This is a genomic window from Bradyrhizobium sp. USDA 4452 (assembly GCF_054063575.1).
Map to the genome: position 1 here is coordinate 22,706 of NZ_JBSSGK010000001.1, position 15,409 is coordinate 38,114.

Here is a 15,409-nt window from a genome sequence, read left to right on the forward strand (position 1 = left end):
ACACATGACTATCGCACTTGCACAGTTCGAGGCGCTGGGTGCTCGCACCTATCAGCCCGAAGGGCCGTTCGGCAACGCCGGGCAGACCCCTTTGCCGTCCTTCAAGGTCGGCTCCGTCGCTGCCGGCGACAACGAAGCGGAATTCGTTTATGTCCTCTTCGCTCCGACCGCGGCTGTCACCTACAATCAGGGCGACGCCTTCACCTGGGATAACAGCTATATCGCACTGCCGACCCCGGCAGCTGCGACAGGCTCGCTTCCATTTGGTGCCAACGTGGGCGCTCTGTATCTGGGTGGCCGTCTTGGCGATCCGGCTGCGGCTCCCAATGCCGGCAATAACTGGTCGTTCACGTTCTCTGCCGCAGGTGTCTATGGCATCTGGGTGCAGCGCGCGGGAACGGGCCTCATCAACTTCGCGACGGTCAACGCGCAGACCAAGCCGGTGACCACGTCGGCTGCGGTCGGTCAGTTGACAGCTCCGGCATCGCCGCTCGCGACCTCGATGGGCTTGACTGGCGTTTACCCGGCGGCAACGTCTGGTACGTTCACGGCCAACACCACCAGCGGCTCGACTAGCCTCACTGCCGTCTCGACCAACAAGTTCCTCGTGAAAGGTCAGACGTTATCGGGTACCGGCATCGCAACCGGCGCTGTCATCCTGGACATTCAGGGCAGCGTGGTGGTGATGTCGCTTGCTGCGACTGCAACGAACTCGGCGCAGACCATAACGGCGTCGAACAACTCGACTTACGTCACGACCACCAACGGTTCGCCGGTACTCACCAATGTGACTTCGATCGCTGGCATCTATCCGAACCAGACGATCGCAGGCACCGGTATTCCGGGTTCCACGACCATCGTCTCGATCAGCGGCAACGCAGCGCCGTATTCGATCACGATGAGCGCGAACGCCACGGCGACCGCCAACAACATCAATGCGACCACCACGGGCTATCAGGAAGCGTTCCTGCGCTGGCCCTATGTGAGTTCGCAGAACTGACGACAGACGGGGCGTCCTTCCGGGCGCCCCTTTTTCTTTCTCCGATCAAAAGGACGAACCATGGACGATCTCGGCAGTGCACATGCGTATACCTTCGCCAATGTCGGTATGGGCGGAACGGTCGATTATGCCGAAATGAACAAGGGCGTAACGCCCATCTTCTTCGTCGAGCCTGTTCCGGATGAGAAGGCTACGGAAGAGACTGGCGCTGTTCGCATGCGCGAACTTGAAATGGTGCGCATCGTGGTTGCTGGCGACATGCTGAACGTGGCGACTTCGCCCGTGACGGAAGAAATCAAGCAGCGTTTTTCCACGCAATACGAGGCGTGGAAAGCCAAACGGCAGGAAATGCACATCGACGGGACGCCGTTGAAGAACTGGCCGATGATTCCGGCGCTTCGGATCGCTGAATTCAACGCCGTTGGTATTTTCTCGGTCGAGAACCTGGCGGCCGTGGCCGATGGCAACATCAACAGGCTGGCAGACGGCCGGATCTGGCGCGAGAAAGCCAAGGCGTGGCTAGAAAGCGCCAAGGACAACGGGACCGCGGCGAAGTATGCGGCTGAAAACGAGCGGTTGCGCAGCACCATGGAAGACATGCAGCGCCAGATCGACGAGCTCGCCGCTCAGGTCGCCAGCAAAGATGGTGACGAGCCGCGGCGTGGTCCCGGCCGGCCGCGTAAGGAAGCTGCCTGATGTCAATCCCAGACGCGGCATTAGCTGGCGATCTATGACATGAGCATCTTGTCGTGTCTCCAACAGGCTATGCCACTGTGTGGCCTTCCGGCGCCCGCTCAGGCCGTGTCATCGACTGACCCGAACGTACAGAAGTTCGTTCAGCTCGCGCAGGATATCGGTGACGAGCTGCGTGAGCGTTTCTTCTGGCGCAACCTCAACATCGCAGGCCAGATTACAGGGGATGGCTCAACAACGCTGTTCACGTTGCCGGGTGATTGGGCTGAGCTATCTGCAGGCCAGCAGTTTTTCTCATCGCTTTATCCAACGCTCCCGATCTACGGACCGGTGACGAATGAACAGCTGGCGCAGATGAAATCGGCGCCGTCTTTCCCCACCCGGCCGGTATGGCGCATCATCGGCGGCGTGCTCGAGCTGTGGCCGGCGATTGGATCGGGAGAGATCATCACCTTCAACTATTACAGCACGAATTGGGTAAGCAACGCGACCGGATTGCAGCGTCAGCCCACGTTCCTGCTCGATAGCGACTTCTCGATGATCGACGAGCTTGTACTTCGGCGAGGGCTTGTTTGGCGCTGGAAGCAATCGAAGGGGCTCGACTATGCCGAGGATTTCCGCCGCTACGAAATGTCCTTGAACCGCGCTTCCGGGCGCGAAGATGCTGAGCGCATCGTCAGGATGGCATCGCCTGCGCTCGATCTCGACGGCTGGTTTCCTGGAACTATCACCTACACTGGCCCGTAATGCTGCAGCCGCTTCGCAATAATCCGAGCCAGAAGCCGAACTCCAAGGCTACGTTCCTGCCGGCTCCTACCCAGGGCTGGTATGTGGGCGATAACCTGTCCACGGCGCCTCCTGGAACGGCTTACATCCTGAACAATGCTTTTCCGCAGCTTGATTATGTTCGCATGCGTGGGGGCTCGACGGCTTACGCGACGGGTATGCCAGCTGCGGCGGTCACGTCGCTCATTCCCTATGTCAACGGGCTCAGCAGCAAGTTCTTCGCTTCCTGCAATGGTGCGATTTACGATGTGACGAGTGCGGGACCGGTCGGGGCTGCCGTCGTATCTGGTCTCAACTCGACAGCGCTGGTAGAGTTCATCCAGTTCACCAATTCCGGCGCAACCTGGTTGATCTGCGTCAACGGCGTGGATGCTGCGCAGCTCTTCAACGGCACGTCGTGGACCACGTCGCCCGCGATTACGGGCCTCACAGGCGGCAATCTCGCCTTTGTCTGGCCGTTCAAGAGCGCGCTCTATGGCGTGCAAGCTGCCTCACTGAAGGCTTGGTATCTGGCACCTAACGCCATTGGTGGTGCAGCGACGGCGTTCGATCTGTCGGGCATCTTCAAGTACGGCGGATATCTGCTTTGCGGAACGTCGTGGTCGATTTCCTCGAACAGCGGGCTTTATGAAACCAACGTCTTCATCACCTCAGAGGGCGAGGTGGCGATGTACGATGGTTTGAACCCTGCTGATACTGCTTGGACACTGAAAGGCCTCTACAAGATCGCCAAGCCGCTCGGCCGCCGCTGCGTAATGAAGGCCGGCGGCGATATTGCGATCATGACTGAAGACGGGATTATCCCGATGTCCCAGGTCATGACACTGGATCAGATTGCACTTCAGAACGTCGCGGTCACGAAGCCGATTGCGCCCGCTTGGCGGAATGCTGTTCTCGCGCGACAGGGTATCGCTGGCTGGCAGATCATTACCTGGCCGCTCCAGAGCATGGGCATCATCAACTTGCCCAAGGCGACCGCGGGGGATGCGACCCAGTTCATCGCCAATGTTCGGACGGGGGCCTGGGCGCAATATGTCGGATGGGATGCCAACTGCTTCGGGGTCTATAATAACAACCTCTACTACGGCTCGTCCGATGGCCGCGTGATGCAGGCCGAAACCGGCGGGCAGGACGATGGCAAGAACTATACCTGGACCGTATTTCCATCCTACACGGACCTGAAATCGCCGGCCAACACAAAACACGTCAAGATGGTTCGGCCGCGGTTGCAGTCGGCCTATGGTGTGACACCGCAAGTCTCGGTGAAGGTCGATTTCGATACGACTCTTCCGATCGCTCCGACCGCAAGCACGCCGGCCGCGAGCGGCGTGCTCTGGGATACCGCAATTTGGGATACGGCCATCTGGCCGGCGGCTCTGACCGACTTATCGGCGTGGACTGACGCGGAAGGATTCGGGGCTGTTGTATCTCCTGTTATCCAACTCACGCTTTCGACTTCGATCACGCCGGATGTTCGGTTGAATTCGATTGAAATGCTGTACGAGGTGGGTTCCCCGCTTGGTTAGGCAGGATAGCGAGTCCGCGCGACGGTATCTTGAGCGCGAGCTTGGCCTTCATGTTGCCGATCCCTTCATCGGGCTTGTGATCGAGAAGGACGGCAAGCCGGTTGGCGCCGTCATTCTCAATGACTACACGCCGGGTCAGAACATCGAATTGACTGCGCATACCTGCGGGAACTGGAGCATCTCTGACGTGCGGGAAATCGCCCGGTATTGCTTTGCGCGGGTCCGGCGCATCACAGCCAGAACCTCGGTCAACAACACCCGTGCGGCTTACATGCTGCGCGCGCTCGGGTTCAAGCGTGAAGGCGTGCTGCGGGACTGGTTTGACGATGCAGATGCGATCGTTTTTGGCCTGTTGAGGTCAGAGCAGAGGATATTCCGTTGAAAAGCGCTCCCACACCTCCTGATCCGTATCAAACGGCCAACGCGCAGACGCAATCGAACATTGCGACCGCGCAGGCCAACCAAGAAACAAATATGGTCAACCAGAGCAATCCCTATGGCTCATTGACCTACAACCAGACCGGCACGAATCCGGACGGAACGGCGCAATATACCGCGACGACTTCGCTTTCGCCGGAAACTCAGCAGCTGTTCGATGCATACCAGAAGATGCGCGGAGCGCAGACGGGAGCGGCGACCAATCTCTTGAACAGCGGCGCCGGCGCGTTGGGCGGTGGTGGCCTTGATCTTTCGTACAACGGCACTGCTGCAGCGCTCGATGCGTTGAACAAGGCTCGGCTGGATCCCCAGTGGCAGCAGAACCAGAACCAGTTCGAGGCCAAGATGGCAGCTCAGGGGCTGCAGCCTGGAATGCCCGGGTATGATGCCGCGTATCGTAATTTCAGCCAGTCGAAGAACGACGCCTACAACTCGGCAAACCTGGCCGACTACCAGACAGCTGCGAACTCCGCGTTGCAGCAGTACATGGCGCCTGTGCAGGCTTATGGCTCGCTTTCGAGCGGCACCAATCCGACGATGCCAAATTCTGCTTTGGTCAACACGCCGACGACGAACATTCCGGCCACGAACATCTCAGGCTTGGTCGAACAGAACTATCAGCAGCAGAGCCAGAACGCGAATGCCTATAACGGGCAGTTGGCTGGTTTATTTGGTACAGGGCTTGGGATTGCAGCTGCTCCCTTCACTGGCGGAACGAGCCTGATGGGAACGGGTCTTTCCAAGATGGGGGGCCTGTTTGGAAGTTCTCTTATGGGTGGTGGATCGCCGAGCGGTTATGGAGCTGGCTAAATGGCTCTGATGGATTTCAACATCGACACATCCGGTTCTCCTCAAGACGTTCAGCGCCGGCAGGCTTTGGCTGATGCGCTGATGAAGCAGGGCATGGACTCGACGCCCGCGGCCGGCGGACCGGGAGGCGGCTGGATCACGGCGCTCAATCGCGGGCTTGCTGGGGCTCTGGGAGGCTATCAGCGCGCATCGGCCGCGAATGAGGAGCAGCAGGGCAAGTCGGCCTGGCAGCAGAAGCTCATGGCGCAGGTTCTTCAAGGTGGGAAGATTGATCCGACCGCAATGATTGGGCTCGCAGCTGATCCTTGGGCTAATCCGACCGCGATCGGTGCAGCCAACAACGCGATGAGCCTGCAGCGGCAAGAGGCGCGCGATGCCGTGGACGACAAATACCGCGCTGCAAGCCTCGATCTTCAGCGCAAGCGATTGGCTAACGATTTGGACAATACGCCGGCCAATTTCGAGGCAAACCCTGATTACGGAAAGGTGCCGGGGGCACCCCAATATCGACCGATCCCGGGCGGTCCGGCTGATCCCCCCTATATCGCTAGCGTCACCAAGGCGAAGGAAAAGGGTGCGGGCGACGTCGTAACTGCGGTTACGGGGCCGACAGGCGAAACGATCGAAATCCCGCCGGGTGCCGATCCCGAAACCTTCCGCAATGAGGTCACCCGCGCGACGGCGGATGCCGCGATTGGCAAGTTCAATGAGCAGCAGGGCAAAGCCCTCCAGTTCGCCAAGCGCATGGAACATGCTGAAGGGACGCTCGGGAAGCTTGACAATGAAGGCGCGAGCGTCAAGGGCAACGTGCTCGATCATCTGCCGGGCGGCAACTATCTGCAGAGCAGCAATTATCAGAATTACAAGCAAGCTCAGCAGGAATTCATCACTGCGCTGTTGCGTCGTGAATCCGGCGCGGCGATCGCCCAGCATGAGTTCGAAAACTACGGAAAGCAATTCTTCCCGCAGCCTGGTGATGGTCCTGAAGTTATCGCGCAGAAGCGGCAAGCCCGTTGGAACGCTCTCAATTCGATGCGCAGCGAGGCAGGCCCCGCATACAAGAAAGGCCAATCCGAAACGAAGACTGCCGATGCTGAAGCGCCCGAGGTCACGAAGACGATCGGCGACAAGACCTATGTCAAGCGCGGCGATCAATGGTTTGAGAAGTAATGGCAACTCCTGTTACCGATCCCGCGCTTCTCGCCCAGCTTAATGGCTCTTTGGAGCCAAAGCCTGTCACAGATCCTGCCCTCCTTGAGCAGCTGAACGCTGGTCACACGCCGGGAGATATCGCGGTTGATGTGGCCAAGTCGGGAGGCATTGGGGCGATCAAAGGCGGCATCGGGCTCGTTGGCGCAGCTGGCGATCTCCGTAATGCGGCTTCGGCTAGCGTAGATTGGGCTGCTGGCAAGCTCGGTCTTGATCCGTCCACCATCAAGCATGGCGCCGAGACCTTGGCTAATATGACGCCAGTTGGCTCGGTTCTCACGCGCGCTCCCTCCAGCCATGACATTCAGTCAGGCATCGAAGGCGTTACAGGCGAATTCTACAAGCCAAAAACGACTGCGGGCGAGTACGCACAGACCGCGGGCGAATTCTTGCCTGCGATGATCGGAGGCCCGGAATCTCTCGCGAGCCGGGCCGTGACCCGGGTCGCGCTTCCCGCTATCGCAAGCGAGACCGCCGGCCAGATCACAAAAGGCACCGAGGTCGAACCGTGGGCACGAACCGCTGCGGCCCTCCTGTCGCCAGTAGCAACAAGCACTGCGCGGCGCGCTATCACGCCTCTTCCGGCAACAGCCGAACGTACGGCCTTGGCGAACGCGCTGAGAGGCGAGGGTGTTGACCTGACGGCTGGGCAGGCGACCGGAAACAAACCCCTGATGTGGCTGGAAAGCGCTTTGGGGGATATTCCAGGGAGCGGCGGTGCGGCTGCTCGAATGCAGGAGGCGCAAGGTCAACAGTTTACCGCGGCTGCGCTTCGCAGGGCTGGCGAGAACGCCAATCGAGCGACACCAGAGGTGATTGACCGCGCATTCCATCGGATCGGGGCAGATTTCGATACTCTGTCTGCGCGAAACACGCTGCACATGGATCCGCAGTTTGTAACCGATATCGTCGATACGGCTCGTGAATATCATGCGTTGGTTCCTCCGGCGATGCGATCGCCGATTGTGGAGAACATTGTCCGAGATATCGGACAAACGCAGGCGCACAATGCTGGCCAGATTAGCGGAGAAGCCTACCAAGCGCTTACTTCCCGGCTTGAGCGCGCGGCGCGGGGTTCAAATGATCCCCAACTCCGGGCAGCTTTGCGGGGTATCCGTGGCTCTTTGGACGATGCCATGGAGCGATCCATCGCAGCCAATAATCCGGCCGATGCCGGTGCGTGGCAGCAAGCGCGGACTGAATACCGCAACCTGATGGTTCTGGAGAAAGCGGCCACGGCTGCGGGCTCAAGCACGGCTGAGGGGCTGATTTCTCCATCCAGCCTCCGCAATGCAACAATCAATACCCAAGGACGCCGCAACTATGCCCGCGGCAACGGTGACTTTGCCGATCTTGCTCGAGCAGGCGAAGCCATCATGAAACCGCTGCCAAACTCTGGCACGGCGCCGCGGATGTACGCCCAGCATTTCGCTTCAGCACTGTCTGGCGGTTTGGGAGCGACAGTGGCGGGACTGCCGGGAATGCTGGCCGGTGCGACTATGCCTGCTCTCGTTGGCCGAGCGCTCTTGAGCGCGCCGGTCCAGCGCTATCTTTCAAACCAGGCCGTCTTGCCCACGGCGGGAGCGGGGGCGGCACGGCAGGCCCTCGCCAGAGCTTTGCTAGGTGCCCAGTCAGCGCGATTGCTTGGCCCATAAAGACGGTAGCCAGAAGCGCTGCAAGGAATGCAAGGATGCCCACCAAGTAATTGTTGGGCGTCCATTTGTACTGGATGTTTGACGCAATGACGGCCGACGCGATCAAAAGCTGAAGTGCTTTCCAGCCCATGAAATCCTCCAGCCCCCGCTAAGGGGGCTTTTTTAATGGAAAATCGATGGCCATACAACATTCAATCGACCCTCCAAAGGGTGGCCCATCGAGTTCTGTCCTTTATGCGAGTGATTGTGGAGGGTACGACGCCGTATTCTTTGGCGATCGTAGAAGCGGCCCGATGATCAGCGCGAATGGCCGTAACTTGTTCGGGAGTTAGCTTGTTGTTTGGCCGAAATTGGCCGCGCTCGACGCTATCGCGTCCGTTGTCGGCTTTTGTGCCCGGAATGAGGTGATCTGGATTGATGCACAGCTTGTTGTCGCACGTATGCCGAAGCAACCTTCCCTTCGGGATAGGTCCAACGAAATGCTCGTAAGATACACGATGAGCGCGCTTAACGCCGGGCCACATTTGGATTTGGCCATAGCCAATACCGGCTGTTGCGCCAGTCCATACCCAACATCCATCCTTGGATTTCGCGACCTTCGACATGAGGCGCATCCCAAGGTCTTGTTTACTAGTGCCAGCCTCAACTTTGGTTTCGTACTGATCTAACTCACCACGTCGGCGCGCTTTGTAATAGTGGCTTTTGCAAAGGCCGCGCCCGGCAATCTTCGAAGCTCCACAAATCGTACAACCCATTGCGATCCTCCAAATCAACAGGAGGTTGCATTGTATTGCCTATCGAAGGAGAATGCAACATATGCCTCGTCAGGCAAACGGCCAATACCAGCAACCGGCAAATACGGCTGCCGTATCCGGCCAAACCATCAGTTCGACCGCCTATAACTCGCTGATCACCGATATCGGGACCGAGCTTACGAACAGCCTGGACCGCGGCGGCCGATCAGCGATGACGGCACCTCTTCCGATGGGTGCCCAGAAAATCACGGGCATGGCCGATCCAACGGTTTCGACTGACGGAGCGACCAAGAATTATGTAGACACCACAACCGCGTCGTTCTTCTCGACTGGCGATTTCAAGTTCACATTCAAGGGATTTGCCGATACGGGTTGGATCTTATGTGACGATGGAACGTTTGGAAGTGCTTCTTCGGGATCGTCAAATCGCGCAAACGCCGACACTCAGAATCTTTTCACGCTATTTTTTAACGTGATGAGCGATTCAGCGGCTCCACTGCTCACTTCGGGAGGAGGTGCAACGACGCGCGCGGCTCAAGTCAGTGCATCTGCTGCGTGGGCGGCAAACTGCCGGATGACGCTCCCAAGGATGCTTGGCCGAGCAATCGGTGTGGCTGGATCTGGAAGCGGCCTGACTTCCCGAAGTCTAGGCGCGTGGATCGGTGTCGAAACAATAACTCTCGCTACCACCAATTTGCCAGCGTACACCCCATCGGGGTCTGTGACAGGTACTCTAAGCGGGGCAACCGCAGCCGCCAACTTCTTTTCGGTTAATACTGGTGGATCAGCGAATGTTTTTAGTCCGAGTACAGGTACAGCCACGACGCTCCCGGTCAGCGGTAATATTGCTGCTACATTTACTGGCAACGCACAGGGGGGCACCAGCACTCCATTCTCCATCATCCAGCCGGTCACCTTCCTGAACGCGATGGTGAAGCTGTGACTGGCATCATCGTCAGTACGCCTCCCAATGTCGCTCTGCCTCCTTCAGCCACGAGCGGCGGCACGGCCGTTCTTGGTCCTCTGGCGTACACACCAGCGATCCCGACGCTTCCACAGACATGGAGCGGCGTTCAGACATTCCTTCCCGGAACGGTGGTTCTCAGCGGAACGGGAGGTACATCGAATGTCGTCATGCAGCAGACGCTCAATGGCGCTCTCACTGTTAGACAGCTCTCGTTCTCCGATATCTCTGGAACGGTAACGCCAGGCCAAGTCCCGAGCGCAGCGCTTACCAGCGTCAACGATACCAACGTCACGATAGCTCTCGGCGGTTCTCCCACCACTGCGCTTCTCGCAGCCACCTCCATTACGCTGGGATGGGCCGGGCAATTGGGCGTCACCCGCGGTGGTACGGGGCTCTCGACCGTTGCCCAAGGCGATCTTCTTTACGGGTCAGCAACGAACACCATTGCGTCACTCGCCAAGAACACGACAGCAACCCGATATTTGGCTAACACGGGCACCAGCAACGCGCCTCAATGGGATCAGGTCAATCTCGCCAACGGGGTCACGGGCACCATTCAAGCGACGAACTTCCCGGCACTGACTGGTGATCTATCAACTCCGGGCGGCTCGCTTGCGACCACGTTGGCAACGGTTAACTCGAACGTTGGATCCTTTGGATCGGCATCGCTCATCCCGACGTTCACGGTGAACGCGAAGGGGCTTGTGACGGCCGCTGGCACCGTCTCGCCCCAGCTCGGGACTTCCTCAGTATTCGGCGTCGTCAAGGTGGACGGAACCACGATCACGTCAAGCGCTGGCGTGATCACAGCGGTTGCCGGTGCGGCAGCCAGCATTCAACCTGGCACGACAGCCGTTACGGGCGGCACTGTCGGGAACATCCTAGCGGTTGGCTCTGGTCCAACGCTTGTCCAGTTTGCGCCGTCTCAAATCAATTCGGTCCTTGGTGTGGATATCGCCATGAACGTGGCGAACACCTATTTTGACGGACCTAGCGTTGCGCAGGGAAGCACGGGGACTTGGTTTGTCTGCGGTACCTTGACCGTGATCGACACAGCAGCCTCTCGCAACTTCGATGCCAAGCTCTGGGACGGTACGACTGTCATTTCCAGCTGCACAGTAAGCACCGCGGGCGCCAATTTCTCCGATACCATAACACTTTGTGGCTTCATCACTTCGCCGGCCGGGAACTTGCGCATTAGCTGCAGGACGAACAGTACAACGGCGAAAATTCAGTTCAATCAGAGCGGAAACATAAAGGACTCCACGATTACAGCGTACCGCCTGATCTAACACAGCCGCCTTTGGGCGGCTTTTTCTTTGGAGCGTTCATGACGGACCTCAACGCCCTGAAAGCGGCGAACGCTGCCCGCTGGCAGAAAGCCAAGCTGACGCGCAACTTCTCTGGGGTCGCGGCCCGGCTTGTCGCGCCTACGGCCAAAGCACGGTATCAAGCTGTGTCGGCCAAAACCGGCGTTCCCTGGTTCTTCATTGCTGTTGCTCATGAGCGCGAAGCATCCCAGAACTGGAATACCCAGCTCGGGCAGGGCGACCCGCTCGGTAGCGTCTCGACGCACGTTCCGAAGGGAAGGGGACCGTTCAAGACTTGGGAAGACGGCGCCTATGATGCGCTGGTCAACTGCGCGCCTTTCGCCGCTCGCAATCATGATTGGTCGGTCGGCGGCACGCTGACAAAGTTGGAGGAGTACAACGGGCTCGGCTATGCCTCCCGCGGCAAGCCATCGCCATACATCTGGTCCGGAACGGATCAGTATGTGTCGGGCAAATACGTGAAGGATGGCGTTTTCGACCCCAACGTGGTCGATCAGCAGCTCGGCTGCGCAGGTCTGATCATGGCGATGATGGCGCTCGATCCGAGCATCAAGTTCGGCGAGACCAAGATCGCGGATGCGCGAGTCTCTCCGACCAAGACTATTCCGGTCGTTCCGTCTCCCTCAGTCGTTCCTTCCGTCACTAATCCCGCGCCGGGCTCCATTGGAGCATGGCTTGCCAATCTCGTCTCTTCCATCTTCCAGCATCACAAATAGGAGCTACCATGCTTTGGCTTTTTGCGATCGGCCTCGTTGCGCTTATCCTGATCTATGTGTTTGTCGTTCGCCCGATCCTCAAGGAGCAGCCGACGCTCTCCCCAGCGTTCAAGGCTGAGGCGTCGCTGTGGGATAAGGTGCAGGCCAAGATCACCGGCTGGCGAACCCGCATTGCCGCGCGCCTCACAGTTATCAGCGGCATTTTGGTCGGCCTCTACGATCAGGCTCTTCCGCTTGTCACCGGGCAAGACTGGACGCCCCTGACGGCCAAGGTTCCTGCATGGACATTGCCTGTCGGCATGGTTCTGATCGGGATGCTGTTCGGCTGGCTGCGCAAGATCACAGATAACCCGCCGCAGATCGTGACCCAGAAGGATGACAGCGGCGAACCGAAGGTGGTTGCGCTCGTCAAGCCGGCGCCCTGACCCATGTGGCTTTCGATCATGTCGTTCATCGGTGGCCCTGTCGTTAAGGGGCTAATCGATGCCTACAACCTTCATCTGAAGGCGACGACGACCGACAAGCAAACCGCTGCGAATCTCGCCGGCCAAGAGATCGCGGCTCAGACGGCCGAAACGCAGTCAATAACGCAACTCAAGATCGCGCAGATCGGCCATCCTTACGAACCCGAAAAGCTCGCGTTCTATGTTTGGCTGACCTATTTCGCCAAATGCGTGATCTGGGACACAGTTCTGGGCTTGGGCACTACGCCCGAGCTCAAAGGTACCGTTGGCATTTGGTGTGGCCTGATCGTCTCGTTCTACTTCGTCAAGCGAGGTGCAGAGAACGTCTCAAAGATCATCACGGCGATCAGAAAGTAACAGCGTAGTAAGCTGGGACTGATCCTAGCAATTCGGCGGACAGCTAGGAGATGGAATTGGAAATTGCGCAAGAGTTCCTGAAGGCGTGGGGGCCTCCCGGCCTGATCGCCATCGTGATGTGGGTGATGCTCCTCAAGTCAGAAAAGCGAGAAGAGAAGAAGGACACGCGCATTCAATTGCTCGAGAACCTTCTGACCGAAAGCTACGACGAGCGCATCGCTGCGGCCGATCGAATCGCGGAGGCGATCCATGGCAATGCAACGGCGCTGATTGCCCTTGTGAACGAGATCAGAGCAAAAAAATGATCCAGGTGTTGAACCAATTTCGTCGCGTCTGGTCAGACGATGGGCGGGGAGACAAGGACTTTTCGAGTCAGGAAAGCCGTCTCCATGAGGTGCAAGCAAAGCTTGAAGAGGCCACGATGCTTCTGCGTCAGGCATCGGAGACATTGACCGGCCTTCTCCAAACAAAGGGGCTGCATTGATCTTCATCTGGGTCAAATGGCTCGCCGCATTCATGGTCGTTCTGTCCATCCTCACCATCGGTATCGCGATCCAGGAATGGCGCGAGTGGCGAAAGAATCCGCCTGATCGTCTGTGACAGGCGGTAGCTCGGCCTGCCTTCAGGCCTGTTCCTCTCAGACTGCCCGGCGTCACAGCGCCGGGCTTTTTCTTTAAGGAAGTCTACCCTAAATGAGCAACCAAGAGCTTCGGCAAGCGACGGTTCGCGCGCTGACAGGGACTGCCCTTTCGTATGAAGGCGACTGGCACGCCTTATTTGATGGCGCTGGGATCGCCTCTGGACCATTCAATGGTCGGCTGCTTGCGTGGATCAACGCGCAACTCGGAACGAGCTACGTAGAACTAAACGGCGCGATGTATGCGTTCGCCATCGCAAATGGAACGCCGACGCCCGATTCGTGGAACGGGATGGGACAGTTCACTGCTGGAGGCAATTTCACGCCACTCACGCTAACCGGAACCCAGCGCGCCGCTACCCACGAAGTCTACGGCGATTCCGCCGGCAACTGGTATGAAGAAGCCCTTGTCGCTAACGGCGTGCAAGACGCTGGCTATTCCAACGCCAGCACAGACCCTACCGGATGGGGCTTTGTGTTTTCGTCGGCTCTTACGACATCGTTTGCCCGCACCGGCGGTTCCGGATCATCGCAAGGCGTCGCGACCTGGAGCGGAAGTACAGCGGGAGATTACTACTATCAACTCGGCGCCGCGACGAACTTCGCAGCCGTCACAGCTGACAATCTGATCGGCTCCGTCAAGTTGCGCCTAGCTGCAGGTAGCTTCACGAACGTCACCAATCCGAGCCTTGTTCTGATCGAATATACATCAGGTGGCGCGCTTGTCGGCGCACCAACAGGAAATGCGGTCGCGACCCTTCAGCAGGTCCAGACTGACAAGACGTTCTTCCACCAGATCGGAAATGGTTTTGTCGCAGGGGGAACGACCGCTTTCGTCGCGTTGGCAATCAAGTTCACCGCGACCGGCGCGTTCAATTTCTCGCTCGGCATCGACAATCCGCAGCTCGAAAAGCGGAAATGGCGATCGACCTTCGCCGTCTCAACGCGCTCGGCCGATGTCAACACCTTCACCGTTCCTGCGGCTCCCTATACCCTCGATGTCACCGCCGATTTCCCGCGTTTCGTGCCGGCTGGAACGCTGCTTGAGATCGGCTCCGGATCCAATCGCATCACGGTCAGGCAAGCCAATTATGCCCTGTTCCTGACGGTGGTTTCCGGCGGTAGTACACTGACCGATACGCAGATTGCGGCGCTTCCCTCCATGATGCGCTTCAAGCTGGATATGACGGTGAATGCATCGAGCATCGTCGTTTCCGTCAACGGGCAGGCGCAGACATTCGCCATCACGCCTCCCGTTGTGACCACAGGAACGCTCGGGAACGGCAATGCAGGCTATTGGAACAGCACAATCTTTGTGCCTAATATCCTGAGTGCGGCCCAGACGCAGGCGCAACTCATTACCAAGAGCCTGTCGCTCAACAATCTCTACGACGATTTCACGAACCGGGCGAACAGCGCGACGCTCACGACCGCATGGACCGGTCAATCCTGGCACCAATCCTTCAACAGTGCGACGAACTCGATCAGCGGCGGTAAGCTGATTGCGACCAACACCGGAGGATCTCCATTCGCGGCTTATCTCACTGCGCCACTCTCGGCAAATCCGCGATACCTTGGCGCGGTGCTCGACTGGACCAATGCGACGACGGGCGGCGCGGCAGGTCTCATCGCGGCAACGAACAACTTCGTTTCGCCTACGAACGCAATCCACAGCATCTATACGGATGCCAACGTGGTGTGGCAGACGATCATCTCCGATGTGGTGCAGACCGCGTTGGCGACTAACACGTTCATCAATGCGATGACCAAGGATGCGGCCACGAAATACAGCATCGTCTCGATGCAGAACACGGGCGAGTCCGCGGAAGTGAAGGTCAAGCCCGATGGGGGATATGCACGCCTCGTCGATGCGTCATTAAAGGCTGAGACTGGATCGACGGCTGTGTTTGAACACTTCTGGCAGACAGGGCAGTGCCGGCCGGAGTTCATCGCTGTGGCGGCGTCCTGACCTTCTCCCGTTCCTCTCTCGCAAATTCCTTGGCCTTCTCCAACGCCTGTTCGGAGGTCATGGTCTCAGGGCGTAGGCGACGGGAAGGTTCATCGT

General features: G+C 58.6%; 16 protein-coding genes. 15 read left to right on the top strand and 1 reads right to left on the bottom strand.

Features of this window, described 5'->3' with window-relative positions; genetic code table 11:
• Positions 1-4 precede the first annotated feature (4 nt).
• The 8 genes from ACVISU_RS00225 (at position 5) to ACVISU_RS00260 (ending at position 8,117) form a co-directional block, all read left to right on the top strand.
• Positions 5-1,000, top strand: coding sequence for a hypothetical protein (locus ACVISU_RS00225; protein ID WP_456705596.1), 996 nt, complete (start codon positions 5-7; stop codon positions 998-1,000).
• A gap of 60 nt (positions 1,001-1,060) precedes the next feature.
• A complete protein-coding gene (locus ACVISU_RS00230; RefSeq protein ID WP_456705597.1) occupies positions 1,061-1,696 on the top strand; it encodes a hypothetical protein in 636 nt (211 codons plus the stop codon).
• Between the two features lie 105 nt (positions 1,697-1,801).
• Entirely contained in the window at positions 1,802-2,440 is a 639-nt protein-coding gene (locus ACVISU_RS00235; RefSeq protein ID WP_456705598.1) for a phage adaptor protein, read from the top strand.
• On the top strand, positions 2,440-4,005 hold the full coding sequence (locus tag ACVISU_RS00240; protein WP_456705599.1) for a hypothetical protein: 1,566 nt from the start codon (positions 2,440-2,442) through the stop codon (positions 4,003-4,005). Before ACVISU_RS00235 ends, ACVISU_RS00240 begins: the two co-directional genes overlap by 1 nt.
• The gene (locus ACVISU_RS00245; RefSeq protein WP_456705600.1) at positions 3,998-4,387 is read left to right on the top strand and encodes a GNAT family N-acetyltransferase; all 390 of its coding nucleotides are present in this window, start codon (positions 3,998-4,000) and stop codon (positions 4,385-4,387) included. The genes ACVISU_RS00240 and ACVISU_RS00245 overlap by 8 nt, the downstream gene beginning before the upstream one ends.
• Positions 4,384-5,253 (top strand): hypothetical protein, encoded by an 870-nt coding sequence (locus ACVISU_RS00250; RefSeq protein ID WP_456705601.1) that lies wholly within the window; start codon positions 4,384-4,386, stop codon positions 5,251-5,253. The genes ACVISU_RS00245 and ACVISU_RS00250 overlap by 4 nt, the downstream gene beginning before the upstream one ends.
• Positions 5,254-6,423, top strand: coding sequence for a hypothetical protein (locus ACVISU_RS00255; RefSeq protein ID WP_456705602.1), 1,170 nt, complete (start codon positions 5,254-5,256; stop codon positions 6,421-6,423).
• Complete coding sequence (locus ACVISU_RS00260) at positions 6,423-8,117, top strand: hypothetical protein (RefSeq protein WP_456705603.1); 1,695 nt, start codon at positions 6,423-6,425, stop codon at positions 8,115-8,117. Before ACVISU_RS00255 ends, ACVISU_RS00260 begins: the two co-directional genes overlap by 1 nt.
• 191 nt (positions 8,118-8,308) lie before the next feature.
• On the opposite strand, the gene ACVISU_RS00265 is transcribed toward ACVISU_RS00260, so the two are convergent.
• The gene (locus ACVISU_RS00265) at positions 8,309-8,872 is read right to left on the bottom strand and encodes an HNH endonuclease (protein WP_456705604.1); all 564 of its coding nucleotides are present in this window, start codon (positions 8,870-8,872) and stop codon (positions 8,309-8,311) included.
• A gap of 61 nt (positions 8,873-8,933) precedes the next feature.
• Here ACVISU_RS00265 and ACVISU_RS00270 point away from each other — a divergent pair, with 61 nt between their 5' ends.
• The 7 genes from ACVISU_RS00270 (at position 8,934) to ACVISU_RS00300 (ending at position 15,313) form a co-directional block, all read left to right on the top strand.
• Positions 8,934-9,815, top strand: a complete 882-nt coding sequence (locus ACVISU_RS00270) for a hypothetical protein (protein WP_456705605.1) — start codon at positions 8,934-8,936, stop codon at positions 9,813-9,815.
• Positions 9,816-10,006: 191 nt separating this feature from the next.
• Positions 10,007-11,131 (top strand): hypothetical protein, encoded by a 1,125-nt coding sequence (locus ACVISU_RS00275; RefSeq protein WP_456705606.1) that lies wholly within the window; start codon positions 10,007-10,009, stop codon positions 11,129-11,131.
• Positions 11,132-11,169: 38 nt separating this feature from the next.
• Positions 11,170-11,886 carry a hypothetical protein gene (locus ACVISU_RS00280; RefSeq protein WP_456705607.1) on the top strand — a complete coding sequence of 239 codons (717 nt, stop codon included), beginning with the start codon at positions 11,170-11,172 and terminating at the stop codon, positions 11,884-11,886.
• 8 nt (positions 11,887-11,894) lie between these two features.
• Entirely contained in the window at positions 11,895-12,311 is a 417-nt protein-coding gene (locus ACVISU_RS00285; RefSeq protein WP_456705608.1) for a hypothetical protein, read from the top strand.
• Positions 12,312-12,329: 18 nt separating this feature from the next.
• The gene (locus tag ACVISU_RS00290; RefSeq protein ID WP_456705609.1) at positions 12,330-12,707 is read left to right on the top strand and encodes a hypothetical protein; all 378 of its coding nucleotides are present in this window, start codon (positions 12,330-12,332) and stop codon (positions 12,705-12,707) included.
• A 50-nt stretch (positions 12,708-12,757) separates the two neighbouring features.
• On the top strand, positions 12,758-13,012 hold the full coding sequence (locus ACVISU_RS00295) for a hypothetical protein (RefSeq protein ID WP_456705610.1): 255 nt from the start codon (positions 12,758-12,760) through the stop codon (positions 13,010-13,012).
• Between the two features lie 387 nt (positions 13,013-13,399).
• Positions 13,400-15,313, top strand: coding sequence for a hypothetical protein (locus ACVISU_RS00300; protein WP_456705611.1), 1,914 nt, complete (start codon positions 13,400-13,402; stop codon positions 15,311-15,313).
• The last annotated feature ends 96 nt before the right edge of the window (positions 15,314-15,409 follow it).

Excerpts from the sequence above, each read along its gene's own strand:
- ACVISU_RS00290 (WP_456705609.1), top strand. The coding sequence starts at position 12,330 with ATGTCGTTCATCGGTGGCCCTGTCGTTAAGGGGCTAATCGATGCCTAC.
- ACVISU_RS00270 (WP_456705605.1), top strand. The coding sequence starts at position 8,934 with ATGCCTCGTCAGGCAAACGGCCAATACCAGCAACCGGCAAATACGGCT.
- ACVISU_RS00230 (WP_456705597.1), top strand. The coding sequence starts at position 1,061 with ATGGACGATCTCGGCAGTGCACATGCGTATACCTTCGCCAATGTCGGT.
- ACVISU_RS00295 (WP_456705610.1), top strand. The coding sequence starts at position 12,758 with ATGGAATTGGAAATTGCGCAAGAGTTCCTGAAGGCGTGGGGGCCTCCC.
- ACVISU_RS00260 (WP_456705603.1), top strand. The coding sequence starts at position 6,423 with ATGGCAACTCCTGTTACCGATCCCGCGCTTCTCGCCCAGCTTAATGGC.
- ACVISU_RS00285 (WP_456705608.1), top strand. The coding sequence starts at position 11,895 with ATGCTTTGGCTTTTTGCGATCGGCCTCGTTGCGCTTATCCTGATCTAT.
- ACVISU_RS00240 (WP_456705599.1), top strand. The coding sequence starts at position 2,440 with ATGCTGCAGCCGCTTCGCAATAATCCGAGCCAGAAGCCGAACTCCAAG.
- ACVISU_RS00280 (WP_456705607.1), top strand. The coding sequence starts at position 11,170 with ATGACGGACCTCAACGCCCTGAAAGCGGCGAACGCTGCCCGCTGGCAG.
- ACVISU_RS00300 (WP_456705611.1), top strand. The coding sequence starts at position 13,400 with ATGAGCAACCAAGAGCTTCGGCAAGCGACGGTTCGCGCGCTGACAGGG.
- ACVISU_RS00265 (WP_456705604.1), bottom strand. The coding sequence starts at position 8,872 with ATGGGTTGTACGATTTGTGGAGCTTCGAAGATTGCCGGGCGCGGCCTT.
- ACVISU_RS00225 (WP_456705596.1), top strand. The coding sequence starts at position 5 with ATGACTATCGCACTTGCACAGTTCGAGGCGCTGGGTGCTCGCACCTAT.
- ACVISU_RS00255 (WP_456705602.1), top strand. The coding sequence starts at position 5,254 with ATGGCTCTGATGGATTTCAACATCGACACATCCGGTTCTCCTCAAGAC.
- ACVISU_RS00275 (WP_456705606.1), top strand. The coding sequence starts at position 10,007 with ATGCAGCAGACGCTCAATGGCGCTCTCACTGTTAGACAGCTCTCGTTC.